General features: G+C 63.7%; 17 protein-coding genes. 15 read left to right on the forward strand and 2 right to left on the reverse strand.

The window, feature by feature from the left end; genetic code table 11:
* From GY725_16655 to GY725_16665, 3 genes are all read left to right on the forward strand, one after another.
* Positions 1–1,220: methylmalonyl-CoA mutase (locus tag GY725_16655; GenBank protein MCP4005823.1), on the forward strand; the 1,220-nt coding region annotated here is incomplete at its 5' end.
* Entirely contained in the window at positions 1,217–2,218 is a 1,002-nt protein-coding gene (meaB, locus tag GY725_16660; protein MCP4005824.1) for a methylmalonyl Co-A mutase-associated GTPase MeaB, read from the forward strand. The genes GY725_16655 and meaB, both read left to right, overlap by 4 nt.
* Positions 2,219–2,346: 128 nt before the next feature.
* Positions 2,347–3,024, forward strand: a complete 678-nt coding sequence (locus GY725_16665) for an MglA protein (protein ID MCP4005825.1) — start codon at positions 2,347–2,349, stop codon at positions 3,022–3,024.
* Between the two features lie 33 nt (positions 3,025–3,057).
* Here the strand turns inward: GY725_16665 and GY725_16670 are convergent, their stop codons facing one another.
* Together GY725_16670 and GY725_16675 are read right to left on the reverse strand one after the other, a co-directional pair.
* Complete coding sequence (locus tag GY725_16670) at positions 3,058–3,459, reverse strand: DUF1330 domain-containing protein (GenBank protein ID MCP4005826.1); 402 nt, start codon at positions 3,457–3,459, stop codon at positions 3,058–3,060.
* Positions 3,460–3,474: 15 nt separating this feature from the next.
* Positions 3,475–4,302 carry an SDR family oxidoreductase gene (locus GY725_16675; protein ID MCP4005827.1) on the reverse strand — a complete coding sequence of 276 codons (828 nt, stop codon included), beginning with the start codon at positions 4,300–4,302 and terminating at the stop codon, positions 3,475–3,477.
* A 104-nt stretch (positions 4,303–4,406) separates the two neighbouring features.
* Between GY725_16675 and GY725_16680 the strand changes: the two genes are divergently transcribed.
* The 12 genes from GY725_16680 (at position 4,407) to guaA (ending at position 24,641) form a co-directional block, all read left to right on the forward strand.
* Positions 4,407–7,808, forward strand: a complete 3,402-nt coding sequence (locus tag GY725_16680) for a carbamoyl-phosphate synthase large subunit (GenBank protein ID MCP4005828.1) — start codon at positions 4,407–4,409, stop codon at positions 7,806–7,808.
* Positions 7,809–7,902: 94 nt separating this feature from the next.
* Positions 7,903–11,220 carry an AAA family ATPase gene (locus GY725_16685; GenBank protein MCP4005829.1) on the forward strand — a complete coding sequence of 1,106 codons (3,318 nt, stop codon included), beginning with the start codon at positions 7,903–7,905 and terminating at the stop codon, positions 11,218–11,220.
* Positions 11,221–11,297: 77 nt separating this feature from the next.
* Positions 11,298–12,584 carry a bifunctional 3,4-dihydroxy-2-butanone-4-phosphate synthase/GTP cyclohydrolase II gene (locus GY725_16690; protein ID MCP4005830.1) on the forward strand — a complete coding sequence of 429 codons (1,287 nt, stop codon included), beginning with the start codon at positions 11,298–11,300 and terminating at the stop codon, positions 12,582–12,584.
* Position 12,585: 1 nt separating this feature from the next.
* Positions 12,586–13,179, forward strand: coding sequence for a hypothetical protein (locus GY725_16695; protein MCP4005831.1), 594 nt, complete (start codon positions 12,586–12,588; stop codon positions 13,177–13,179).
* 3 nt (positions 13,180–13,182) lie between these two features.
* Positions 13,183–14,169 carry a MoxR family ATPase gene (locus tag GY725_16700; GenBank protein ID MCP4005832.1) on the forward strand — a complete coding sequence of 329 codons (987 nt, stop codon included), beginning with the start codon at positions 13,183–13,185 and terminating at the stop codon, positions 14,167–14,169.
* A gap of 50 nt (positions 14,170–14,219) precedes the next feature.
* Positions 14,220–15,632: a VWA domain-containing protein gene (locus tag GY725_16705; GenBank protein MCP4005833.1), complete on the forward strand. Its 1,413-nt coding sequence runs from the start codon at positions 14,220–14,222 to the stop codon at positions 15,630–15,632.
* 581 nt (positions 15,633–16,213) lie between these two features.
* Complete coding sequence (miaB, locus tag GY725_16710; GenBank protein MCP4005834.1) at positions 16,214–17,593, forward strand: tRNA (N6-isopentenyl adenosine(37)-C2)-methylthiotransferase MiaB; 1,380 nt, start codon at positions 16,214–16,216, stop codon at positions 17,591–17,593.
* Positions 17,594–17,706: 113 nt separating this feature from the next.
* Complete coding sequence (locus tag GY725_16715; GenBank protein MCP4005835.1) at positions 17,707–19,518, forward strand: response regulator; 1,812 nt, start codon at positions 17,707–17,709, stop codon at positions 19,516–19,518.
* 1 nt (position 19,519) lies between these two features.
* A complete protein-coding gene (locus tag GY725_16720; protein ID MCP4005836.1) occupies positions 19,520–21,061 on the forward strand; it encodes a DUF4388 domain-containing protein in 1,542 nt (513 codons plus the stop codon).
* Complete coding sequence (locus GY725_16725; GenBank protein MCP4005837.1) at positions 21,058–21,495, forward strand: cyclic nucleotide-binding domain-containing protein; 438 nt, start codon at positions 21,058–21,060, stop codon at positions 21,493–21,495. Before GY725_16720 ends, GY725_16725 begins: the two co-directional genes overlap by 4 nt.
* A gap of 119 nt (positions 21,496–21,614) precedes the next feature.
* Complete coding sequence (gene guaB / locus GY725_16730) at positions 21,615–23,084, forward strand: IMP dehydrogenase (GenBank protein ID MCP4005838.1); 1,470 nt, start codon at positions 21,615–21,617, stop codon at positions 23,082–23,084.
* Positions 23,085–24,641, forward strand: a complete 1,557-nt coding sequence (guaA, locus tag GY725_16735) for a glutamine-hydrolyzing GMP synthase (protein MCP4005839.1) — start codon at positions 23,085–23,087, stop codon at positions 24,639–24,641.
* Positions 24,642–24,643 lie beyond the last annotated feature (2 nt).

Below are 24,643 nucleotides of genomic sequence, written 5' to 3' on the forward strand. Positions count from 1 at the left end.
CCAAGGACGCGCGTTCGATGACTCTGCGCACGCATTCGCAGACGTCGGGGGCGAGCCTCACGGAACAGGACCCCTACAACAACGTAGTGCGCACGACGATCGAGGCGATGGCCGCCGTGCTGGGTGGGACCCAGTCACTGCACACCAACGGTTTCGATGAAGCCGTCACCTTGCCCACGCCATTCTCTGCGCGCATCGCGCGCAACACGCAGTTGATTCTGGCGGAGGAGACCGGCATTACGAAGGTGATCGATCCTCTGGCCGGTTCCTACTACGTCGAGAGTCTGACGCATGCGATCGCCGCCGAGGCGCAGGAACTGATCGACGAGATCGAGGAATTGGGCGGCATGACCAGGGCGATCGAAGCGGGCATGCCCAAGATGCGCATCGAGGAAGCGGCGACACGCCGCCAGGCTCGCGTCGACCGCGGTGAAGACACGGTGGTTGGGGTCAACAAGTACCAGATCGACCAGCAAACCGAGGTCGAACTCCTGGACATCGACAATCGCGAAGTGCGAGAGCGCCAGATCGAGCGTCTCGAGCGGATTCGCGCGACACGAGACGAAGCGCGTTACAGCGAAACCATGCGCGCGCTGGAGAAGGGAGCGGCCGGCGAGGACCAGAACGTACTGGCGCTCGCGGTCGAAGCCGCGCGCGCTCGCGCGACGCTGGGTGAGATTTCCGAGGCTCTGGAACGGGTGTACGGGCGCTTCCGCGCTCAGATCCGTAGTGTTTCAGGTGTGTACGCATCGGCTTATCGAGGGGACGCGGATTTCGACAAACTCCAGAAGGAGATTGGCGAGTTTGCAGATGCAGAGGGCCGTAGGCCCCGCATCCTGGTGGCGAAACTCGGCCAGGACGGACACGATCGGGGCGCGAAGGTCATCGCGACGGCCTTCGCCGACCTGGGCTTCGACGTCGATGTGGGGCCGTTGTTCCAGACACCAGAAGAAGTCGCTCGCCAGGCGATCGAGAATGACGTGCACGTGGTCGGTGTTTCGACCCAGGCCGCCGGTCACAAAACCCTGGTCCCCGAGTTGATCCGCGAACTGAAGGCGCAAGACGGCGGCGATATCGTCGTGGTGTGCGGTGGTGTGATCCCGAAGCAGGACTACGAATTCCTCCGGGAAGCGGGCGTCGCAGAAGTGTTCGGTCCGGGCACGGCGATTCCCGGCGCGGCGCGGGACGTACTGCAGGCCGTCCGAGACCGGCACTCATGAGCCGGGGCCTGCTGGGCCCACGTGAATATGTAGAGGGCGTGCGCGCCGGGGACCGGCGCACGGTCGCGCGTTGCATCACATTGCTCGAGAGCAAGCGCGCAGATCACCGCGAGTTGGGGCAGGACGTACTGGACGCGCTCGTGCCGCATACCGGTCAAGCGCTGCGCCTGGGCATCACGGGAGCGCCCGGCGTCGGAAAGAGTTCCCTGATCGAGACTCTGGGACTCGAACTGGTGAGTCGCGGACTCACGCTCGCCGTTCTGGCCATTGATCCCTCGAGCCCCGTAAGCGGCGGTAGCATCCTGGGAGACAAGACGCGCATGGAGCGCCTCTCGCGGGAGCCCGCAGCTTTCATCCGACCCACGCCATCGGGAGGTACACTGGGAGGCGTCGCCCACCGTACACGCGAGGCCATGTTGGTCTGCGAAGCTGCCGGTTTTGATGTGGTGATCGTCGAGACCGTCGGTGTGGGGCAGTCCGAGGTCGAAGTGCGCTCCATGGTCGATCTGTTTGCCGTTCTGCTCCAGCCGGGAGCCGGTGACGAGCTTCAGGGCATCAAGAAGGGCGTGCTGGAACTCGCCGATGTTCTCGTCGTGAACAAGGCCGACGGCGAGCAGAAACTCGCCGCCGAGCGCACCCGGGCGGATCACGAGCAAGCCGTCTCGCTCTTGCACTCGCTATCGGAAAACTGGGTCACGCGAGTGCTCCTGGTGAGCGCTTTGACGGGTGATGGCATCAATGAGTTCTGGAAGATCGTCGAGGAGCACCGGGCGGTCCTGTCGCAATCTGGCGAACTCGAGCAAAGGCGTCGCACACAGGCCCGATCCTGGCTCTGGCGTCTGCTCGAGGAGGGATTGCATGCCGAGTTCCGCGGCAACCCGCAGGTGGCAAGTCGTCTGCCCGAGATCGAGCGTCAGGTTGAAACGCGCGAACTCACGCCTCCGCGGGCAGCTCGATTGCTGCTCGACGGATTCGTGTCGGGTACAGCGTCTAGCTGAATTCGCAGCGAGTTTCCGAACAAGTATCGGAATGCTTTTCGAAATGCCTCTTGAAACGCGCTCGGCCTGCTCAATCCGCTGCCTGGGTCCGCCGATACGATCGATGGTTTATCCCTGGTACGGGTGAGATGTCTCAGCTTAACCTCGACACGCGCGAGATCACACTCAAGATTGTGTACTACGGCCCCGCGCTGTCGGGGAAGACCACAAATTTGCGCATGATTCACAAGAAGCTCATGGAGCATGCGCGCGGCGAGATGGTCACGCTGGACACACAGGACGATCGCACGCTCTACTTCGACTTCCTGCCCGTAGAGCTGGGTGGCGATGGTGACTACAAGATCAAGCTGAAGATGTTCACGGTCCCCGGGCAGGTGTTGCATCGCTCGACCCGCCGCGTGGTTCTGGCGGGTGTGGACGCAGTTGCCTTCATCGCCGATTCGCAGCGTTCTTCGGCTGCGGCCAATGCCTATTCGTACCGGGACCTGGAGTCGAACCTGCGCGCCAATGGTCTGGACGTGAACACGATCCCACTCGTCGTACAGTTCAACAAGCGCGATCTGGACGACATCAAGACTCTCGAAGAAGTCCGCCAGGCCTGGGATGGCACGGGCATTCCGACTGTCCCGGCCGTTGCCGCAAAGGGGGAGGGCGTGATCGAGACCTGCGAAGCGCTGCTCGTGCGTCTGTACCGCCACCTCGACAAGATCCACTCGTTCGGCAAGAAGTTCGGCATCAGCGAAGCCGAATTCCTCCACGGAGTGCTAAAGCACTTCGAAGAGCCCAAGCAAGAGACGAATTCCTAGCGGGCTCGCTCTGCGCCGAGACCCGGCCTTGGATCAGAGAAAAGTTCCGGAACAGGCCACCAGGAGCTGATGGGCCAATCCAGCCGTTCGGTGAACGCCAAACTCGGCGACTTCCGGCGCGGTCGCGATCTTCACGAAGGCTTCCTTCGACGGGTACTGCATGACCGCGACGCTATCCCACTCGAGATCCCCATCTCCGATCATCAAGTGTCGTGCAGCGCCGCCGTACAGAAACTTCCCACCGTGCGAGGCGACGAACGGCATCATCTTCTCGCCGTACAATGCGTAGGCTTCCTGGCCGGTCAGATTGGTTTCCCGACCGTCTTCGTACTCCGCCCGCTCCTTGAAGATGAGCAGATTGAGCATGTCGACCGGTCCCTCGAAGTCCGATTTGAGCAACGCCTGGATCTGTTCGGGTCGCGGATAAATGGGCATGGGCTCGCTTTCTGACTACTTGCGGGTGAGCAGGTTTGCGGGGTGCAGGTCCTTGGGAAACATACTGCCCTGCCAGCGCTGCATGCCGCCGATCCAGCGATCCACGTCGGCGCCCTTGCGCTTCACGTATTCGCGGACTTCGGGATGAGGCAGTACGTGGAAACGCTCTTCTCGCAACGCGTCAACGACGACCTGGGCGACGTCCACGGGTTGTAGTACGCCATCCCCAGCGGCGACTCCGCCGCCTGCGCCCTTCATCTTGTCGGCGTCTGGACTGTTGGAGCCGATGTTCGTCTCTACCGCTTGCGGGCAGAGCACCGACACCTTGATGCCCTGATGTCCGTGTGTGATTGCGATCCATTCAGCCAGCGCGACTGCGGCGTGTTTGGTGACCGCGTAGTGCAGGGACCCGAACTGGGAGAGCAGGCCCGCTGCGGAAGCCGTGTTGAGCAGGTAGCCGCCACCGCGCTCTACCATTCCAGGGATGACGGCTCGCGCCGCGTACAGATGCGCCAGCACGTGGACTGCCCACATGCGTTGCAGGTCTTCCACCGGAGCTTCGAGCCCACCGATCGTGACGAAGCCGGCGTTGGAGACGAACAGGTCGATGGGACCCTGGTTGCTCTCGGTCTGCTCGACCAGCTCGCGGATCGCGCGCTCATCGGATACGTCGATGCCGAACGCCGTTCCGCCGACTTCCTTGGCGACGGCCTGTGCTCCGGCTTCGTCCCGGTCGGCGACCACGATGTGTCGGGCTCCGTCGGCGTGAAAACGCTCCGCGAGGCCGCGTCCGATTCCGCTGGCTCCTCCGGTGATGACTGCAATGCGGTCCCTGATTTCCATCTTCGCTCTCCTGATCTGGCGTTCCCCCCTTTTTATATTCATGTCACTTACGATGTCAAAACCGGAAGCCGTCGGGCCTCTGGAAATCGAGGAGATGCGAAGGGATGGATCTGAAGAAGTTGCTGGTCGCGAATCGCGGCGAGGTGGCGATTCGCGTGGCTCGGGCGGCGGCGGAGCTGGGGATCGAGAGTGTGGCGATCCACAGCGAAGACGACGCCGACTCCCTGCACACGCGGATTGCGGATCGCGCCGTCGCACTCCAGGGGCGCGGTGCGCGCGCCTATCTGAGTGTGGAGGGAGTGGTTGCGGCGGCGCTCGAAAACGACTGCGACGCGCTGCATCCGGGCTACGGTTTTCTGAGCGAGAACGCCGAACTCGCCCGCGCCTGTGAGGCCGCGGGAATCGCCTTCGTGGGGCCCACGGCCGGGCAACTGGAACTCTTCGGAGACAAGCTGGCCGCCCGGGCGCTCGCCCAGGAGCTCGATGTGCCGTTGATCGCGGCCACCGGGCATGCCACCAGCCTGGACGAGGCGCGAGCTTTCCTGGATGAGCACGGTGCGGTGATGATCAAGGCCGTTGCGGGGGGGGGCGGTCGAGGCATGCGCCCGGTGCGCGCGGGGGATGACCTGAATGCGGCCTACGAACGCTGCCAGGGAGAGGCGCGTGCGGCCTTCGGAAATTCCGACGTCTATGTCGAACGCCTGATCGAACGAGCCCGACACATCGAGATCCAGATCATTGGCGACGGTTCGCAGGTCAGTCAACTGGGCGAGCGCGAGTGCACGCTCCAGCGCCAGAACCAGAAACTGGTCGAGATCGCACCGAGCCCGACGCTCGCGGACGAAATCCGCGAGCGGCTGGCGAGCGCGGCGTTGCGCATGGCCCGGCACGCCAACTATCTCAGCCTGGGCACGTTCGAATTCCTGGTCGATGCCGATGATTCGGCGGTCACCGCGTTCATCGAGACGAATGCCCGCCTGCAGGTGGAGCACACCGTCACCGAGGAAGTCATGGGGCTGGACCTGGTGCAGAGTCAACTGCGCATTGCCTGCGGAGCCGGACTCGCCGAACTCGGGCTGGCGCAGGATCAGCTTTCCCCGCCCCGCGGTTACGCAATTCAGTGCCGCATCAATACGGAGACCATGAGCCCGGAAGGTCGGGCGCGTCCGAGTTCGGGAACTCTGCTCGCGTTCGAAGCGCCGAGCGGGCCGGGCGTCCGGAGCGATTCCTGCGGTTTCGTCGGCTACACCACGAATCCCAGCTTCGATTCCCTGCTCGCCAAGCTGATCGCTCACTCGCCTTCGGGCAGCTATGCCGATGTGATTCGACGCATGCGCCGCGCCCTGGCCGAGTTCCGCATCGATGGTGTGCCGACGAACCTCGGCTATCTGAAAGCGCTGCTCGAACGCTCGGAGATTGAGACGAATCAGGTCACGACGCGCTACATCGAGGAACACGCTTCCGAACTCGCGAAAACCGTCACCGAACACGAGCAGAGGCTTTCCGCTGGCACTGCGCAGACCGCCCCGGCGCCCGGCTTCGCGGGCGTCAAGGTCGGCAGCGACCCGCTGGCCGTGCTGCGCTACGGCTCGGTCGACGGCGAAACGGCGCCGGAATCTTCGGCGCCACAGGTTACCGCCGCGCCGACTCCGGTAGTTTCGCCGATCGCGGGCCCTGAAGGCAGTCTTGCGGTCTCGGCTCCGCTTCAGGGAACGATTGTCTCGGTCGACGTCGCCGAAGGCGATGCGATTGCGGCCGGCCAAGCCCTGCTGGTGATGGAAGCCATGAAGATGGAGCACGTCGTGAGCGCGAACTGCGACGGCCTCGTGCGTCGGATCGACGTGCGGGAGGGCGATGCGGTCTTCGAAGGCCATCCCCTGATCTTTGTCGAGGAAGCCGAAGTCGACGTCGATCGTGCGCAAGCCGTGGGGCGGGTCGACATCGACGCGATTCGCGAGGACCTTCAGGAGGTCATCGATCGCCACGCCGTCGGCTACGACGAGAACAAACCCGAAGCCGTGGCCAAGCGTCACGGTCGCGGGAATCGCACCGCGCGCGAGAACCTGGCGCAACTGGTCGATGAAGGCAGCTTCGTCGAGTACGGCCCCCTGATGGTTGCGGCGCAACGCAAGCGTCGCTCCCTCGAAGACCTGATCGCCAATACACAGGGCGATGGCATGGTCGCGGGAATCGGCAGTGTCAACGGCTCGCTGTTTGGCGACGAGGCCAGTCAGGCGGTCGTCATGTCTTATGACTACATGGTCCTGGCCGGAACCCAGGGCGCGCAGAACCACCGCAAGAAGGACCGCTTGTTCGAGGTCGCAGAGAACAATCGCCTGCCCCTGGTCCTGTTTGCCGAGGGCGGCGGAGGACGCCCCGGCGACACCGATGGAATCGGCGGTTCGGGCCTGGACTGCTGGGCCTTCTACTACATCGCCCGGCTGAGTGGGCTCGTGCCCCTGGTCGGCATCACAAACGGTCGCTGTTTTGCCGGAAATGCCGTCTTGCTGGGATGTTGTGACGTCATCATCGCGACCCGAGGATCGAACATCGGCGTTGGCGGGCCGGCAATGATCGAAGGCGGTGGCCTCGGGGTCTTCCGGCCCGAAGACGTCGGTCCGGTCGACGTCCAGTACCCCAACGGCGTGATCGACATCCTGGTCGAGGACGAAGAGGAAGCCGTCGAAGTCGCCAAGAAGTATCTGTCCTACTTCCAGGGTCCGCTCGACGACTGGCAGGCGCACGATCCGCGCGAACTGCGTCATTTGATTCCCGAGAACCGGCTGCGCATCTACGATGTGCGCCAGGTGATCGAGAAGTTATGCGACGTCGACTCGGTGCTGGAGATCCGCGCCGGCTGGGGCGATGGACTGGTGACCGCTCTTGCGCGCATTGAAGGTCGGCCGATCGGCGTGATTGCGAATAATCCGCATCACCTCGCGGGGGCCATCGACGCGGACGCCGGGGACAAGGGCGCTCGCTTCATGCAGTTATGCGATGCGCACGATATTCCGCTGCTTTTCCTGTGCGACACGCCCGGGATCATGGTCGGACCCCAGGCCGAAATCGATGCGACGGTTCGCCATGCCTCGCGCATGTTCGTGACTGCGGCGAGCATGGATATTCCCCATATGACGATCGTCCTGCGCAAAGGCTACGGCCTGGGCGCTCAGGCCATGGCGGGCGGCGGTTTCCGGGTGCCCTTGTTCACGGTCGCCTGGCCGACCGGCGAGTTTGGTGGCATGGGTCTCGAGGGCTTCGTGAAGCTGGGCTTCCGCAAGGAACTCGAAGCCATCGAAGATCCGCAGGAACGCATCGCCCTGTACGAGAAGATGGTGGCCCGACTCTACGAGAACGGAAAGGCGGTCAGTACCGCGACCTTCTTCGAGATCGACGACGTGATCGATCCCGCCGCGAGCAGGGAGTGGATCACGATGGCGCTGCTCGCGGCCCCAAAACCGCCGCCGCGAACTGGCAAGAAGCGACCGATGATCGACACCTGGTAGGGGCCGGTAGGGACCCGGGCTCACGCTCCCGCTTGACTCGCGGTACCCTGTGCGCGTGAATTGCTCTGCTTGCCAGTTCGAAAATCCGCCCGGGATGCGCTTCTGTGGCGGTTGTGGTGTTTCGCTCGCGTCGGCGTGTCCCGGCTGCGGAGGAGAGAATCCAGCCGGCTTTGCGTTCTGCGGGCAGTGCGGCGCGGCGTTGGGCGACTCCGCAGTGGCGACGGGTGCTTCCGCAGCGCCTGCGCAGGCACCTGAACGCTCTCCTCGGGAGTACACGCCTCGCCATCTGGCCGAGCGAATTCTGCGGCAGCGCAGCGCGCTCGAAGGGGAGCGCAAGCAGGTGACGGTTCTGTTCGCCGATGTGAAGGGTTCGATGGATCTCGCGGAGGGCGTCGGCCCGGAGGAGTGGCATCGCATCCTGGACGGCTTCTTCCGGATCCTTTCCGAGGGGATCCACCGCTTCGAAGGCACGGTCAACCAGTACACGGGGGACGGGGTGATGGCGCTGTTTGGCGCGCCGTTCGCGCACGAGGACCACGCCCAGCGCGCCTGTTATGCGGCGCTGCGCATCCGCGCGGCGGTCGACGAGTACGCGGACGAACTGCGCCGACAGGGTCATAGCTTTGCCGTACGCATCGGCTTGAATTCCGGCGAGGTCGTGGTGGGCACGATCGGCGACGACCTGCGCATGGACTACACCGCGCAGGGGCATGTCGTGGGCCTGGCGGCGCGCATCCAGACGCTCGCCGCGCCGGGCCGCGCGTGTCTGAGCGGCGAAACGGCGCGACTGGTGGAGGGCTACTTCCAGTTGCGCGACCTGGGAACCACACAGGTAAAGGGCGTGAAGGATCCCGTCGCTCTGTTCGAACTCGAAGAGGTCGGCGCCCTGCGCACTCGGCTCGAGCGTTCCCGGGCGCGTGGCTTTACCGCCTTCGTGGGCCGTGTCGACGAGTTGCAGATGCTCGAGAGCACCCTCGATCGCGCCGATGCGGGCCAACGCCAGATCGTGGGCGTGGTGGGCGAAGCGGGCATCGGCAAGAGTCGCCTGTGTGCCGAGTTCGTGGAAAGCGCCACCGCTCGGGGTATTCCGATCTACACCGCCCACTGCCCGCCCCACGGAATGAGTCTTTCTGGCGTGGGCCGGCGCGAGTTGAGCCAGAGCTTTCTCGGAGTTTCGGAGCACGACACCCCGGCCGAGGCGCGACGCAAGATCGCCGGAACCCTGGTTCTGCTGAACCCGAGTTTCCAGGAGATGTTGCCGCTGGTCTTCGAGGACTGCGGGGTTCCCGATCCGGAGCGGCCCGCTCCCAGGCTCGAGCCGGAGGTTCGACAACAGCAGACGGCGGCCTTCCTGCGCGAAATCACCCGCGCCCGCAGCGAGCGAGAGTGCGCGCTCTTCCTGCTCGACGACCTGCACTGGGCGGATCCGGAGACCGATCTGTTCATCTCCCAACTGGCAGAGGCGGCGGCGGGTACGCGAACCGTCCTGCTGTGCAACTTCAGGCCCGAGTACGAAGCGGACTGGATGGATTCCTCGGACTACCTGCGTATTCCCCTGCGCGCACTCACGGCCGCCGACTCGGCCCTGCTCGTCGATCGGCTGCTCGGCACAGACTCGAGCCTGGCCGCACTGCGCGCGCGCATTCTCGAACGCGCAGGCGGCAACCCGTTCTTCGCCGAGGAACTCGTGCAGGGGTTGTTGGAGGCGGAGGTCCTGCAGGGCGATCGCGGGGCCTATAGCTTGCGATCGGATGCGGGTGAGGTCGCGATTCCCGAGACGGTTCACAGCGTGCTGGCGGCGCGCATCGACCGACTCGGCGAGCGCGAGAAGGAAGTGTTGCAGGCGGCCGCGGTCGTGGGTCGGGAGTTTGGCGGACTCGTTCTCGCGAAGGTGCTCGATTGTGAGGAGAGCGAACTCGGCGAGGCCCTGGCGGTGCTTCGCTCTTCGGAGTTCATCACCGAGGAAGCCGTCTATCCGGAGACCGAGTACGCGTTCAAACACCCGCTCACCCACGAAGTCGCCTATCGAACACAGCTTCGAACGAAGCGAGCCTCGCTCCATCGCGCGACCGCGGCCGCACTTGCCGAGCGCAATGCCGATGTAGCCCTGATCGCCCAGCACCTCGAAGAGGCTGGAGAAACTCTGGCCGCCGCGCAGCGCTTTGCGGAATCCGCCGGTGATTTCGCCCATCTCGATCCCGAACCCGCCAGTCGCACCTGGCGGAAGGTCAGGGCGCTGTGCCGGCAGCTCGACGGGCCCGAAGCCCGTGCGCTTCACGAACACTCGATCTCCCGGATCCTGCTCGCCGGATGGGGCTCGGAGATCGAGATTGAGGAAGCCGCCGAGATCCAGCGCGAGGGGATGGAACTCGCCCGCGCCAGCGGAAATGTGCGCGCCCAGGTGATCCTGCTGGGCAGCTACTCTTTTCTGCTTCTGCGTCTGGAAAGCGCCGAGGCGCAACTCGAGACCCTCGAGCAGGCGCTGCCCCTGGTCGCCGACACGGAGGACCTGGAACTGTTCGCGATGGTCCACCAGCGGCTCGGCTGGGCGTACCTGACGGCCGGCAATCTTGACCGCTGTCTGGAAGTGAGCGAAGCCGGGCTCGCCCGCTGCGGGCCCGATCGCGCAAAAGCAGGACGCCTCAACGGTTACGGCAGTCAGCTCTTCCTTTCGGCGCAGAGCGCGTACGCACGAGGTCTGCAGGGACATTTCGCCGAGGCCGAAAAAGGCTTGCTCGAAACCAGCAGGCTGGCGCTCGAGGATGGGGACAGTCTCGTATCGTGTTCGCTCTCGTCCTATCAGGCGAACCTGGCGTACCTGTGCGGAGATCTGGGCAAGGCCGAGGCGGCCGCGCGTCGCGGTGTCGAGTACGCGGAGACTCTCGGCCCTACCTACGGGCAGTTGCCCCTGGTCACCCTCGGGCTCGTGCTGCGCTCTCAAAAGCGCGGCGAAGAGTTGCTCCAGGTCGCCGATGCGTTCGCCGCATTCCAGCGAATCGTGAGCTTCGCCGAGGGCGTCGCCGTTCACTCCCGTGCCAGCGGCCTGTTCCATTGTGGGCGTGTCGAGGAGGCCCTCGTCTACCTCGAGCGAAATTCGGGTGAGGAAGGGTTTTTCGAAGAAAGCGGGGCTGCCGAAGACCTCTTCGAGTCGATCTCGTGGCTCGAGACCCGATCTCTGATCCTCGGAGCACGGGCCGTACCCCACTGTGAGAAAATGGCAGAGCGAATCCAGCCGCTGATCGACACCTCGGATATGAAGATCTTCCAGCCCGAACTCGACCTCGCGCGCGCCGAACTCGCCCGACTCGCCGGTGACGACGACACGCGCAGGTCGCTGCTCGAAGCTGCGCGGCGGGCTTTCGTGGCCGATGGGCGCAGTCTGCGGGTGGCCCAGGTCGATCGACTCGTTTGACACGGGAATCGGCCGCCGGGTAATCTCGCCTCAGCGGGGTACCTACTGTCTAGGTATACCCCTGCGCCGGGAGGACGATGGCGAACCTAGGCGGCCCGAAAGGGCACTCGGCGGGGCAGGCAGAAGCCGCTCCAGCCCAGAATCAGGACGAAGTCCGCGAGCGGGTCGAATTGGCATTGGCCGATCTGCGCGCCGGGAAGATGATCATTCTGGCCGACGACGAGGATCGCGAGAACGAGGGCGATCTGATGGTGGCGGCCGAGAAGTGTACGGCGGAAGATGTCAACTTCATGGCCAAGTACGGGCGGGGCCTGATCTGTCTCACCCTTACGCCGGAACGGGCCCTGGCGCTCGATCTGCCCATGATGGTGCCGGATTCCAAGAACGACACGCCGTTTGGCACCGCGTTCACGGTCTCGATCGAGGCTCGCGAGGGCGTCACGACGGGCATCTCGGCAGCGGACCGGGCGCGCACCATCCAGGTAGCGATGGACCCCGAATCCGGCCCGAGGGGGCTGACCCGGCCGGGCCATGTGTTTCCGCTGATCGCGAAGCCTGGGGGCGTCCTGCGGCGCACGGGCCAGACCGAGGGCTCGGTGGATCTGGCGCGCCTCGCCGGACTCCAGCCCGCCGGCGTGATCTGCGAGATCATGAATGACGACGGAACCATGGCGCGTATGCCAGACCTCAAGCGCTTCTCGAAGGAACACGACCTGAAGATCCTGACGGTCGCCGATCTGATCAAGTACCGACTGCGCACCGAGACTCATGTAGAACTCGCAGCTGAAGCGACTCTTCCGTCGAGTTTTGGCGATTTTCGCGCGCTGGTGTTCAAGAACGAGATCGACCACGTGGACCACGTCGCACTCGTGTGCGGCACGATCCATCGCGAACATTCCACCCTCGTGCGCGTTCACAGTGAGTGCCTGACCGGTGACGCATTCGGCTCGCTGCGCTGCGACTGCGGCGAGCAATTGCAGACCGCGCTCAAGCGCATCCAGGAGGAAGGCTCGGGAGTCCTTCTGTACATGCGGCAAGAGGGTCGAGGCATCGGACTGGCCAACAAGATTCGCGCCTACGGACTCCAGGAAAACGAAGGTCTCGACACGGTCGAAGCCAATGTGCGCCTGGGCTTTCCCGTGGACGCGCGAGACTTCGGTGTGGGTGCGCAGATCCTGGTCAACCTGGGCGTGTCGAAAATGCGACTGCTGACGAACAACCCGGCGAAGCGGGCGGGCCTGGAAGGCTACGGGCTGGAGATCGTCGAGACGGTGCCGATCGAAGCGCAGCCCAATTCCAAGAACATGGACTACCTGCGCGCGAAACAGGAAAAGCTCGGGCATCTCTTGAGCTTGATGGGCTGAAATGTCGTTCGCGTACACGATTCTCGGCGTCCTGCTGGATACCCCCAGCCACGGATACTCGATCAAGAAGTCCCTGGAGGAGCAGTTCTGCGAGGAACTCGACGTCAACGACGGGCGGCTCTATCCGACGCTCGGCCGTCTGGCGGGTCTGGGCTGGATCGAAAAAGAGGTCGTGAAGCAGGAGCGCAGCCCGAACAAGCACCTGTACCGCGTCACCGATTCGGGGCGAACGGCTTTCTTCGCCTGGCTTGGAGGCGAGGAGCGTTGCGAAGCGCCCGAGAAACTCGACTTCTTCTGGAAGCAGGACTTCCTGCAGAAGTGCAATTTCTTCCGCCATCTGGAATCGAGCCGCGTCGCGGCCCGGGTGCGCGGAAAGATCGACGAAGTCTCGCGTTGCGAGGAACAACTCAAGAAAGTTCTCGAGGATCTAGAACTCCGGGAGCCCGATGTCTACCGGTGCATGATCGTCGACTACGGAATTCGCTACCAAAGAATGCGGCGGGAGTGGCTCGAGGAACTTCTGGCTCGCGCGGTGGATGCCGTGCAGTCGGAGAACACCGAAGCGGAGCTGCCGCGAGCGCAAGCTGGAGGATGAAAGATGTTTGACACAGTCGAAGACGTACAGAAGCGCCTTCTGGAACAGGGTTATATCGCCGGAAAGAACATCGGGATGGTGGTCTACCTGGCGAGCAAGCTACAGAAGCCCGTTCTGGTCGAGGGGCCCGCAGGCGTGGGCAAGACCGAACTCGCCAAGGTCGTGGGCGCAGCCCTCGGACGCGAACTGATCCGCCTGCAGTGCTACGAAGGTCTGGACGAGAGCAAGGCGCTGTACGAGTGGGAGTACTCCAAGCAGTTGCTCTATACCCAGATGTTGCGCGACAAAGTCAGCGAGGTGATCGAAGGCGCCACGAGCCTCGAGGAGGCGGCCGAGCGCATCGGCGGCCAGGACGATGTGTTCTTCAGCGAACGCTTCATCGTTCCGCGCCCGCTGATGAAGGCCATCACGAGCGAGGAGCCTGTGATGCTCCTGATCGACGAGGTCGACAAGTCCGATCCGGAGTTCGAAGCCTTCCTGCTCGAGATCCTGTCCGATTTCACGGTCAGCGTGCCCGAGATCGGCACGATCAAGGCGGTGAACATGCCGCTGGTCTTCCTGACCTCGAATGACGCGCGCGAGATGACCGATGCTCTCAAGCGCCGCTGCCTGCACCTGCACATCGACTTTCCGTCCGAGGAAGAGGAGATCCGCATCCTCGAACTCAAGGTGCCCGGCATTGGCAAGCGTCTGGTCGAGGACATCGTCGAGTTGATCCAGCGGGTGCGCAAACTCGACCTGAAGAAGACTCCCTCGATTGCAGAGACCCTGGACTGGGCGCGCGCACTGATGGTGCTCAACGCCGAATCTCTGGATTCCGACATGGTCAACGACACGCTCGCGGTCATTCTCAAGCACCAGGGCGATATCGCCAAGGCGCAGAGCGAACTCGGTGCCTTGCTGCAGAAGAAGGCGGCCGAGGCGCAGGCCGAGAAGCCACAGGTCGTTTCGGACGACTCGTCCGGCACCAAAAAAAGCATCCTTCACTAGTCGACGGCCAATTCCAGGCCGTCTGCCGTTCCCTTCGAGGGCCGCCAGCCATGATGCAGAACAAGATTGTCGAGTTCACGAACCTGTTGCGAAAGGCGGGCGTCCGCGTTTCGGTGGCGGAATCGCTCGATGCCTTCACGGCGCTCGACGAGATGCCGCTGGAGGATCGCGAGCTGTTCAAGGACGCGTTGCGCACCACCATGGTCAAGCGCTCCGACGATATCGACACCTACGACCGTCTCTTCGATCTGTACTGGTCGGGGTTTCACGACCAGCTCCGGGATCAGCTCTCCGATGCCATGGCCGGAATGTCCGGGGACTTCGACCCCGAAGAGCTGCTGGAGCAGCTGCGCGAGATGCTCGAGAACATGGACGTCGATCTCTCGGAACTGGCCCAGGCGCTGCTTTCGATCGATCCCAGCGCGCTCGAGCAGATGATCGGTGAGGCCGGTGAGGGCGCCGATATCCAGAACATCCGCAACATGCTGCAGATCGGCTTCTTCAGCCGGCGCATGATGGAGCAGATGAACATGGAGTCCGCCGGGGGCGAGCTGCGCGATCTGATCGAGCAGTTGCGGGAAGAGGGCTTCCCCGAGGAGCGCCTGCAGCAGCTCGAGGAGCTTCTAGCCGCGGTCCAGGACGCCATGCGCAAGGCCGTGCGCCAGTACGCCGAGCGCGAACTCGACAAGCAGAATCACGACTATCTGGAGCGCTTCCGCAGGGAGAGCCTGGAGGAGAAGAGCTTCTACAACCTGACCGAGGAAGATCTGCGCAGGCTGCGCGAGGTGGTCAACCGCCTGGCGCAGAAGATGAAGAGCATCATCACCATGCGGCGCAAGCGTCAGAAGCGCGGCAAGTTCGACCTCAAGACGACGATGCGCAAGAACATGGCCCACGGAGGGGTGCCCTTCGAGCTGGTCTTCCGCCAGCGCAAGAAAGAGAAGCCCAAGCTGGTGGTTCTGTGTGACGTGTCGAGTTCGGTCGCGAACGTGTCCCGATTCTTCTTGCAGTTCATCTGGGGCCTACAGGACGCCTTCACCAAGATCCGCAGCTTCGTGTTCGTGGCAGAACTCGGCGAAGTCACCCCGCTGTTCAAGGATCACGACATCTATGAAGCGATCGACATGGCGCTCGACGGCGGAGACGTGATCAATCCGTACACGCGCTCGAACTTCGGCATGGCGTTCCACGTATTCTGGAGAGACTTCCTCGCATCGGTGGACTCGCGCACGACCGTGGTCGTGATCGGTGATGCCCGCAACAACTACAACGATCCGCGGGCCTGGTGCCTGCGCGATGTGCACAACAAGGCGAAGAACGTTCTGTGGATCAATCCCGAATCACCGGGTGCCTGGGGATTCGGGGACAGTGTCATGGACAAGTACCTGCCTTACACCGATGTTGCGGAGGAGTGTCGAAACCTCAAGCAACTCTCGAGATTGGTGGACAAGCTCATCCTGTGATTTCGGGACCGAAGGTGACGCTTGAAGCTCGCATACCGAGGCTTCGCGTTGCACGCGAGAACACCCGAGCAAAGCGCCGGAACGACCAACGAAAAACGGCCCCCGACTTTTCAGTCGAGGGCCGTTGATGGGTCGGAGAGGCGGTGGTGACTTGTGGGGGGTGAGAGGTTGGACATTTCAAAGCAGAAATGTCGTCTCCACCGCCTTCTCCGTAAGAATCGTTTCCTCCGGTCGGGCCTGCTCAAAGCTGCCTCACCCGACGCTGAATGACATTATGCACTGGCTTTCAGGGATGTCAATCGCTTTTCGGGGTCCAGTTTCAATCGAAGGGTGGGCTCGGGAGCCCGCGATTCTATTGAGTTTCTGGCCGAAGTGGGTTGGATTCCAAACGGAAATTGGGGGGGGGCGGCCCTGGGAGTCACACGGGTCCTGGAACTGGAATTCGTGAAAAAGATAAAGAAATCGGGTTCTCAGCCGTCCGGTCGGACCCCTTGTTGCCGGTGGGGTCGAGCAGACGAGTGGCCAGGAGTTCTGCCCGCGGAGGGCGTTTTGAGGGAGCGCTGAGCTAAGCTGCGCACGAAATGCCGGGAAGATTTCACATACGGACCTTCGGTTGTCAGATGAATCAGCACGACGCTGAGAAGATGGCGAATCTGCTGCACCACGAGGGTTATGCAGCGGTCTCCTCTGTTGATGGCGCAGATGTCGTCTTGATCCACACCTGCTCCGTGCGCGACAAAGCCGAGCAGAAGCTCTATTCGGAGCTTGGATCCCTGCTGGCCCAGAAGGACGAGCGTCCTGACCTGATCGTCGGCGTGGGCGGTTGTGTGGCGCAACAGGAGGGCGGGGCGCTGCTCAAGCGCTTCCCGAAACTGGATTTCGTGTTTGGGCCCCAAAACCTGGTGCACCTCCCGTCCATGGTCGAGAGCGCCATCGCCCGCGAGCGCAGCCTGCGAGTCGACTACGACGACGATCGCCAGGCCCGCTTCGAATTGCCGGAGCGACACCCGGAGTTTCAGGCCGGCAATTCCGGGCGGGCTTTCGTAACAGTGATGGAGGGTTGCGACCTTTTCTGCACCTATTGCATCGTACCTGCCACGCGCGGGCGCGAGGTCAGTCGCTCGAGCGAAGAGATCCTGGCCGAGGCGTCGGCGCTGGCCAATCGGGGTGTCATCGAACTCACGCTGCTCGGGCAGACCGTCAACGCCTACGGTCGCGCGCGCCCGGGTCGGGTCGATGGCGAGTTGCGCTTCGCGACGTTGATCCGGAGAGTGGCCGAAATCGCCGGTATCGAGCGCGTCCGCTTCACGAGTCCGCATCCGATCTTCATGACCGAGGATCTGATCGGCGCCTACGGCGAGGTTCCCGAACTCTGCCCGCATATCCATCTGCCCGTGCAGAGCGGATCGACGCGAGTGCTGGAGGCGATGAGTCGACGCTACTCGCGCGAAGACTATCTGCGCACGGCCGAGGCTCTGCGCACGGCCCGACCGGATCTCGCGATCAGCACCGATCTGATCGTCGGGTTTCCGGGCGAGTCCCGAAGCGAGTTCGAGGAAACGCTGAGCCTTGTGTCAGAAGTCCGTTTCGTGGATAGCTATTCCTTCAAGTACTCAGAACGTCCAGGGACACCGGCCCAGCGCCGCGGCCTCCAGTCTGTCGAGCCCGACGAAGCTCAGGACCGGCTCGAGCGGCTTCAGGCTCTGCAAAAGCGTCTGACCCTGGAGGCTCACCAGGCGCGAGTTGGCTCACGCACCACCGTACTGGTCGACGGCGCCAGTCGGCGAGGCGGGGAACGACGACAGGGGCGCGATCCGTACAATCGCGTCGTCAACTTCACCGCCACGAGCCCAATGGTTCGCGGGGTTCTATGCGACATCGACGTCACCGCAGCCACGCCGCACTCGCTGCTCGGAGTGGCGGAAGGGGATTGCGCCAGCGGTTCACTTCCGTTGCGTTAGAACGCCGGTGCAACTCGGGTAGGAAAGCCGCACCGAGCGCGAAAGAATTCCCCGCGCGGTCCGAAAAGACAGGGGCAGGGCCGTGTCCTCTCTCCGCGGCCCGGGGAGAATCTTTGGCTGCCAAGGCGCGAATCCTCGCGATCGACGATCAGCTCTATTTTCGGAACTTCCTCGAAGGCCTTCTCGGTGAGGAGGGTTACGAGGTCTGTTCCGCGGACGGACAGGCGACCGCTCGGGCTCTGCTCGAGCGGCAGGGCCCTTTCGATCTGGTGATCCTGGACCTGGTCATGCCCGAGGGCGAACCGAACGCGTTCATCCGGGAGATGCGCGAGCGCTTCCCCGATCTGGTCGTGTTCGCCGTGACCGGCGCGGGCGACGCCAATCGAGTGCCCGAGGCCATGAAGGCCGGCGCTGCGCACTATCTTCAAAAGCCGATCGGTCGCGAGTCGCTGCTTCAGGCCGTCGGCAATGCGCTGGAGCAGCGCAAGACACACACCGACATGGACCGGCTGCTGACCGAGAATCTGGAGTTCATGGGCCGCGTTTCGCTGATCGAGCGCGCTCTCGGTCTTCTGGCGCTGCGTACTTCAGAGGAGACGGCACAGGCCCTGCTCGAGCAGTTGTGTCTGGAAAGCGCCGCGCAAGACGGAGTTCTTTGGGTCAAGCGCGGCGCCGAAGGTGCGTTTGTGCGGGCCTGCACGCGGGGACAGCTCAACGGCGAGTACGAGCCCGAGCACTGGCCAGGGCAGCCTCAGAGCGTCGACCAGGAGCTGCGCTCCGGTCGCGGCGTTCTCGATCCACCGCCGGGCGAAGGAGCGGAGACGCGCTGTGCCGAGCGCCTCTACGTGCCGTGCTATCGCGCGGGCCGCCTGACGGGTATTGCGCGGCTGTCCCGCCGCGCGGCCGGAGGCTTCGGGGTTCGGGAACTCGATGCCTGCACCAAACTCGGTGAGGTCGGGGCTCTCGCGCTCGAGAAGGCCTCGGAATTCGAGCGCCTGCGCGTGGCCAGTTTCAGGGAAGCCGCCACGGGTCTGCCGGGTCGGACCTTTTTCGATGAGGTAGCCCAGATCGAAGTCTACAAGGCGCACCGCTTTGGTCGGCGTCTGTCTATTCTGTCGGTGGCTCTGGAGGGCTTTGACCCGGTGACGGGCCAGGAGGTACTGCCTGCTCTGGTCTCCGCGGTGAAGCGGACACTGCGCAGTACCGACGTCCTGACCAGTGAGAACTCCCGGCGCTTCTGGATCCTGGTGACCGACACCGATCCCCTGGGGGGAGTGGTGCTCAAGCGCCGCATTGCCCAGCGCCTGGCCGACGTCTTTGCTGAGTCTGGCGTGGACGCCAAGCCCACGGTCGGAGTGGCCAGCTATCCAGTCGATGGCGAAACTTTCGAAAACCTGCTCGCCGCAGCCGGGGCGGGCGCGACCGCTGAACGCGAGAGCATCGTGCACACGCTGGGCATTCGCGCGAATACGCCCCTGGCCGAGATCGGTGAACGAGTGCTCGCGCAGGCTCCCTGGATGCCGCCGGAGTTCATTCCCGAAACCGCGGAACTGCTGATTGGCGAGTTGACCTGTCGCCCCCGCGATCGCGGCCTGCTCTTCCTGGCCCCCGGGCGCGAGCGCAGCGCATTCATGGCGCCTCTGACCTTCCTCGGCGACACCGAGACCGCCACCGACGTATTCATCGCCACCGATGGCGACACGATTCCGAACGGCCCGTCCGTGACCGGCCTGCCGCTTCCGCCCGACGTTTCGGTCGAGACGACCTGGGTGGTGCGGTACGGAGAGGGGCCGCCCTATGCCCTGGTGGCAGGGGCGCGTCGCAGCGACGGCGCTCGCCCGGTCTTCCACTCCTCCGATCCCGTGCTCGTGGAGCACATGACCTTCCGACTCCGGACGGAAGTCGGTTTCGGGGTGAGGGTCTAGCGTGCGTGCACTGATAGCCGATCACGATCCGATTCGTTTCAAGGGCATCGCCGATGCGTGTATCGCCCGCGGACACCTGGTCGAACGGGCCACTCACGGGGCGGCGGCGCTCGAGATCGCGCTCGAGAGGATTCCCGATATCGTCATCTGCCCGATCGACCTGTCCGTGATCGACGGTTACCGGCTGTCGCAGATTCTGCGCGGCAATCCGCGCACACGCGCGACCAGCTTTATCTTCCTGGTCAACGACGAACTCGACGCGCCCATGACGATGGATTCGCGCGACGCCACGGTCGTCAGCCCCTGGCATCCCGAAGACGTGCTCGATCACATTTCCGCCGTGCTCGAGCGCACTCAGCGCTTCGGCGAGATGCGCACCCACACCGAGATCGAGGGCAAGCTCTCGCAGATCGGCGTCGTCGATCTGCTGCAGATCTTCCAGATGAACTCGAACAGTGGAACCCTGCGAATCGTACGTCCGAACATGCCGGTCGCCGCCCACATCGTCGTGCACAAGGGGCAGGTCGCCGATGCCGTGATCCCGCTGGCCGATGGCAGCGGCGTCGTGGGTGAGAAGGCCCTGTACCGCTTGTTGGCCTGGACCGAAGGTCGCTTCGAATTCCTGCCCGGTGACGTCTCTGACTCCGATCGAATCGACAAGCCGACGCGCGTCCTGCTGATGGAGGGCATGCGGCAAAAAGACGAGTGGGACAAGCTGCAGCGCGACATGCCCGGGCCCGATACGCGCCTTCGTCTGGCCGTACTGCGGACGGAGATCCCCTCGGTGAGTCACCCCCTGACGCGCGAAGTGATCGACGCGGTTGAGGCGTACCATCGCGTGGATCAGGTCGTCGACCACTGCGGATTTCCCGACTACCAGGTCATGCGAGTGCTGGCCGACCTGCTGGCTCAGGGCCGGCTCGCCGTCGACACGGGGAGTTCGCTCGACGGAACCTACGATCCGAGCCTGCCCTCGCTCTTCACCGATGCCCAGATCCGGCGCATGAAGGAATGGGCCGCGGCCCAACGACCCCGCGGCGGCTCGATCCTGAAGGTGCCTGTGGCCAGTGGAGATCGGGCGCTGGTGCTCAGCTTTATCGAAGCCCTCGAGCAACACTCGAACTTTCAGGTCGAGGCGCGTCTGAAGCGGGACCCGGAGCGCTTTGGCCGCCTGGGTCCGCTGGGACACATGCTGCTCGAAGACGGGCTGAGTCTGCGCTTCATCTCGATTCCCGCCGAGCCGGTCTACGCACCGCTCTGGGACGTCGCCGCCTACTCGATGCTCGGGGCGATCGTGCTACCGGCCGGTGCCTTCGGCGCCGCCCTCGAAGAAACCGAGGCGGTGTTCTCCGCTCTGACCCGGCGTCAGCCGGGTGCGGTCGTACATCTCCTGATTTCGGATCCGCCCGGGGCCGCACTCTCCGAGACCGCGCGCCAGCAACTCGAGCATCTCGACGGCGGCAGCTTCTTTGTATTTCCCACGACCTCGCCCAGAGAGCGGCGCAGCGCCCTGCGCAATGCGTTTGCCCGGTTGGTGCCGTGAAAAAAGCCCTCGATGTCTTCGATCTGCTCCGCGAGTTGAGCGCCGACGACCGGGAGGAACTCGCGGAATTCGTCGAAGAGCGCGAACTGGACGAGGGTTCGTTGCTGTTCCAGTCGGGCCAGGCGGCCGACGAGATGTTCTTCCTGATCGACGGAGTCTTGCGCATCGAGTCGGAAAGGCGGGTCCTGGGCCATCTCGTGGCGGGTGAGGTACTGGGGGCCGTGAGTCTGGTACAGATCAGTCGCCGCGAATGTGATGCCGTCGCGCAGCAGCCGTGTCGGATCGGCTCTCTCAGCAGAGAGAGCTACCTGCGCCTGCGAGCTGATTTTCCGAGCGCGGCTCTCGCCCTTCTTGAAGGCGTCCTGCGCTCGCTCTCGGGCCATGTTCGAACCGTACTGGCCGATCGGAGAGACAAGGCGGCCACGTCCGACTGAGGACTCCAGCCGAGCCAGCCCTGGCGCCGGCTTCAGCGTCGAGGAATCCATCGCACGCCACCTTGACGAGTAGGTGCTTCACGCCTATCTTGCGCTGCCACTTCTGAACCGGGAGGGGCGTGTTGGAGCAAGCCCGAATCAAAGACGGGCTCACATTCGATGACGTCCTTCTTGTGCCTGGTGCATCTTCGGTCCATCCCAACGATGTGGATCTGACTTCGAGGATCACCCCGAGCATTCGACTGACCATGCCGCTGGTTTCGTCGCCCATGGACACCGTCACCGAGCACCGCACGGCGATCTGCATGGCGCAGGAAGGTGGCATCGGGTTCATCCACAAGAACCTGTCGATCGAGCAGCAGGCGTCCGAGGTCGAAAAGGTCAAGCGTTCCGAATCCGGCTTGATCGTCGATCCGATCACGCTCGAGCCCGAGCAGACGATTCAGGACGCACTCGACGTCATGCAGCACCACCGCATTTCCGGGTTGCCGGTCGTGCGGGATGGAAAGCTCGCCGGCATCGTGACCAATCGCGACCTGCGTTTCGTCAAGAACCTCGACCGTCCGGTGTCGACGATCATGACCAGTGAAGGCCTGATCACCGTCAAGGTCGGCGTGACGCGCGAACGCGCCATGGATCTTCTGCACGAGAACCGCATCGAGAAGCTCCTGGTTGTCGACGATCACAATAATTTGCGCGGCCTGATCACGATCAAGGACATCGAGAAGGCCCAACAGTATCCCAACGCCAGCAAGGACGGTCTGGGGCGCCTGCTGGTCGGCTCGGCGGTCGGCGTCGCCGCGGATCGCCTGGAGCGCGCCGAGTCGCTGATCGCAGCAGGCTCCGACGTCTTGCTGGTCGATAGCTCGCATGGACACGCCGAAGCGGTATTGCGCGCGATCGAAGAACTGCACGTCGAGTTCCCCGATATCGAGATCATCGGAGGCAATGTCGCGACCGCAGAGGGCGCGGAGGCGCTGGTCAAATCGCATGTTTCCGCGGTTCGCTGCGGTGTGGGGCCCGGCTCGATCTGCACCACGCGGATCGTCGCCGGTGTGGGAGTACCGCAGCTCAGCGCAGTGCTGGAAGCAGCGGAAGTCTGCCAGCGTCACGGCATTCCCCTGATTTCCGACGGTGGAATCAAGTATTCCGGAGACATCACCAAAGCACTGGCAGCGGGCGCCGATACGGTCATGATCGGCTCGCTGTTTGCCGGGACGGATGAGAGTCCGGGCGATGTGGTTCTGCACCAGGGCCGTTCCTACAAGGTCTACCGCGCGATGGGATCGCTCTCTGCGATGCGCCAGGGCAGTCGCGATCGCTACTTCCAGGAAGACGTGGACAATGCAGCGAAGCTGGTGCCAGAAGGAGTCGAGGCGCGCGTGCCGCACCGGGGTCTGCTAGGCAACTCGTTGTATCAGCTACTCGGTGGCGTGCGCTCGGGCATGGGCCTGGTGGGTGCGGCCAATCTCGAAGAACTGCGAACCAAGAGCCACTTCGTGAAGATCACCGCTGCGGGCCTGCGCGAGTCGCACCCGCACGATGTGATCATCACCGAGGAGCCTCCCAACTACTGGCTCGAGAAGTAGTTGACGGCACCCAGGCCGGAGTCGGACCGAGTCGTCATCGTCGACTACGGTGGACAGTACACGCAGCTGATCGCGCGCCGCATTCGCGAACACCACGTCTACTGCGAGATCGTGCCTCCCTGGGTCGAGACCGAGCGCATCGTGCAGGCGAAACCGCAGGCGCTCGTGCTGTCGGGTGGACCGGCCAGCGTGCACCATCCCGACGCCCCGACCGTCAACGAGGACATCCTGGATCTGGGCATTCCGGTGCTCGGCATCTGCTACGGCATGCATCTGCTCGTGCAACACGCCGGCGGCCTCGTGCAGCCAGCGGACGAAGCCGAGTACGGTCGCGCCCAGCTCGATCTACAGATCGATGACGATCCGCTGATGGCCGGAGTTCCCCGTTCGAACTCGGTCTGGATGAGTCACGGCGACCGCGTCATGCGCATTCCGGATAGCTTCGAAGTCCTGGGTACTTCGGAGAACAGCCCGTTTGCCGCGGTGCGCGACCTCGGCCGACGCTGGTACGGCGTACAGTTCCACCCCGAGGTGATGCATACCGAGCACGGTACGCGGATGCTCGGGAACTTCCTCGAGCAGGTCGTCGGACTTTCGGGCAACTGGACGATGGACGAGTTCATCGAGACCGAGACCCAGGCGTTGCGCGAGCGCATCGGGGACGGTCACGTGATCTGCGGGGCTTCGGGCGGGGTCGACTCGACGGTGGTGGCCGCGCTGCTCAAGCGAGCGATCGGCGACCGTCTGCACTGCTTCTTTGTCGACAACGGGCTATTGCGGGCGGGCGAAGTCGAAGAGGTCGTCCGCATGTTCCGCGACGATCTGCAGATTCCGCTAGAAGTCTGTCACGAGTCCAAGCTCTTCCTCGATCGCCTGCGCGGTGTCGAGGATCCCGAACGCAAGCGCATCTCGATTGGCCACACATTCATCGAAGTCTTCGAGCGGGCGGCCAAACAGGTGAGCGACGCTCGCTTCCTGGCGCAGGGGACCCTGTACCCCGACGTGATCGAGTCGATTTCGGTCTGGGGACCTTCGGCCACGATCAAGTCCCATCACAACGTGGGCGGGCTGCCCGAGCGAATGCACCTGGAAGTGGTCGAACCCCTGCGCGAGTTGTTCAAGGACGAGGCGCGCGAAGTGGCCAAAAAGCTCGGCATCTCCGCCGAGATGACGCGGCGTCATCCATTTCCGGGTCCGGGACTCGCGATCCGCATCGTCGGAGAGGTCACGCCCGAACGCCTCGAAATGTTGCGCGGAGCCGACACGATCGTCGTGGAAGAGATTCGCGCGGCGGGCCTGTACGACCAGCTCTGGCAGGCCTTTGCGGTCTTCTTGCCGGTGCGCTCCGTCGGCGTGATGGGAGACGGTCGAACCTACGAGTACGTGATTGCCGTGCGCTGCGTCGGCTCGAATGACGCAATGACGGCGGACTGGGCGGAGATTCCCCACGAGGTCCTGTCCAAGATCTCGACTCGCATCATCAACGAGGTCTCGGGGATCAATCGCGTCGTCTACGACATTTCTTCGAAACCCCCGGCGACGATCGAGTGGGAGTAGGG

Source organism: bacterium (assembly GCA_024226335.1).
Lineage (GTDB): Bacteria > Myxococcota_A > UBA9160 > SZUA-336 > SZUA-336 > JAAELY01.

Excerpts from the sequence above, each read along its gene's own strand:
- meaB (MCP4005824.1), top strand. The coding sequence starts at position 1,217 with ATGAGCCGGGGCCTGCTGGGCCCACGTGAATATGTAGAGGGCGTGCGC.
- GY725_16665 (MCP4005825.1), top strand. The coding sequence starts at position 2,347 with ATGTCTCAGCTTAACCTCGACACGCGCGAGATCACACTCAAGATTGTG.
- GY725_16670 (MCP4005826.1), bottom strand. The coding sequence starts at position 3,459 with ATGCCCATTTATCCGCGACCCGAACAGATCCAGGCGTTGCTCAAATCG.
- GY725_16675 (MCP4005827.1), bottom strand. The coding sequence starts at position 4,302 with ATGGAAATCAGGGACCGCATTGCAGTCATCACCGGAGGAGCCAGCGGA.
- GY725_16680 (MCP4005828.1), top strand. The coding sequence starts at position 4,407 with ATGGATCTGAAGAAGTTGCTGGTCGCGAATCGCGGCGAGGTGGCGATT.
- GY725_16685 (MCP4005829.1), top strand. The coding sequence starts at position 7,903 with ATGCGCTTCTGTGGCGGTTGTGGTGTTTCGCTCGCGTCGGCGTGTCCC.
- GY725_16690 (MCP4005830.1), top strand. The coding sequence starts at position 11,298 with ATGGCGAACCTAGGCGGCCCGAAAGGGCACTCGGCGGGGCAGGCAGAA.
- GY725_16695 (MCP4005831.1), top strand. The coding sequence starts at position 12,586 with ATGTCGTTCGCGTACACGATTCTCGGCGTCCTGCTGGATACCCCCAGC.
- GY725_16700 (MCP4005832.1), top strand. The coding sequence starts at position 13,183 with ATGTTTGACACAGTCGAAGACGTACAGAAGCGCCTTCTGGAACAGGGT.
- GY725_16705 (MCP4005833.1), top strand. The coding sequence starts at position 14,220 with ATGATGCAGAACAAGATTGTCGAGTTCACGAACCTGTTGCGAAAGGCG.
- miaB (MCP4005834.1), top strand. The coding sequence starts at position 16,214 with ATGCCGGGAAGATTTCACATACGGACCTTCGGTTGTCAGATGAATCAG.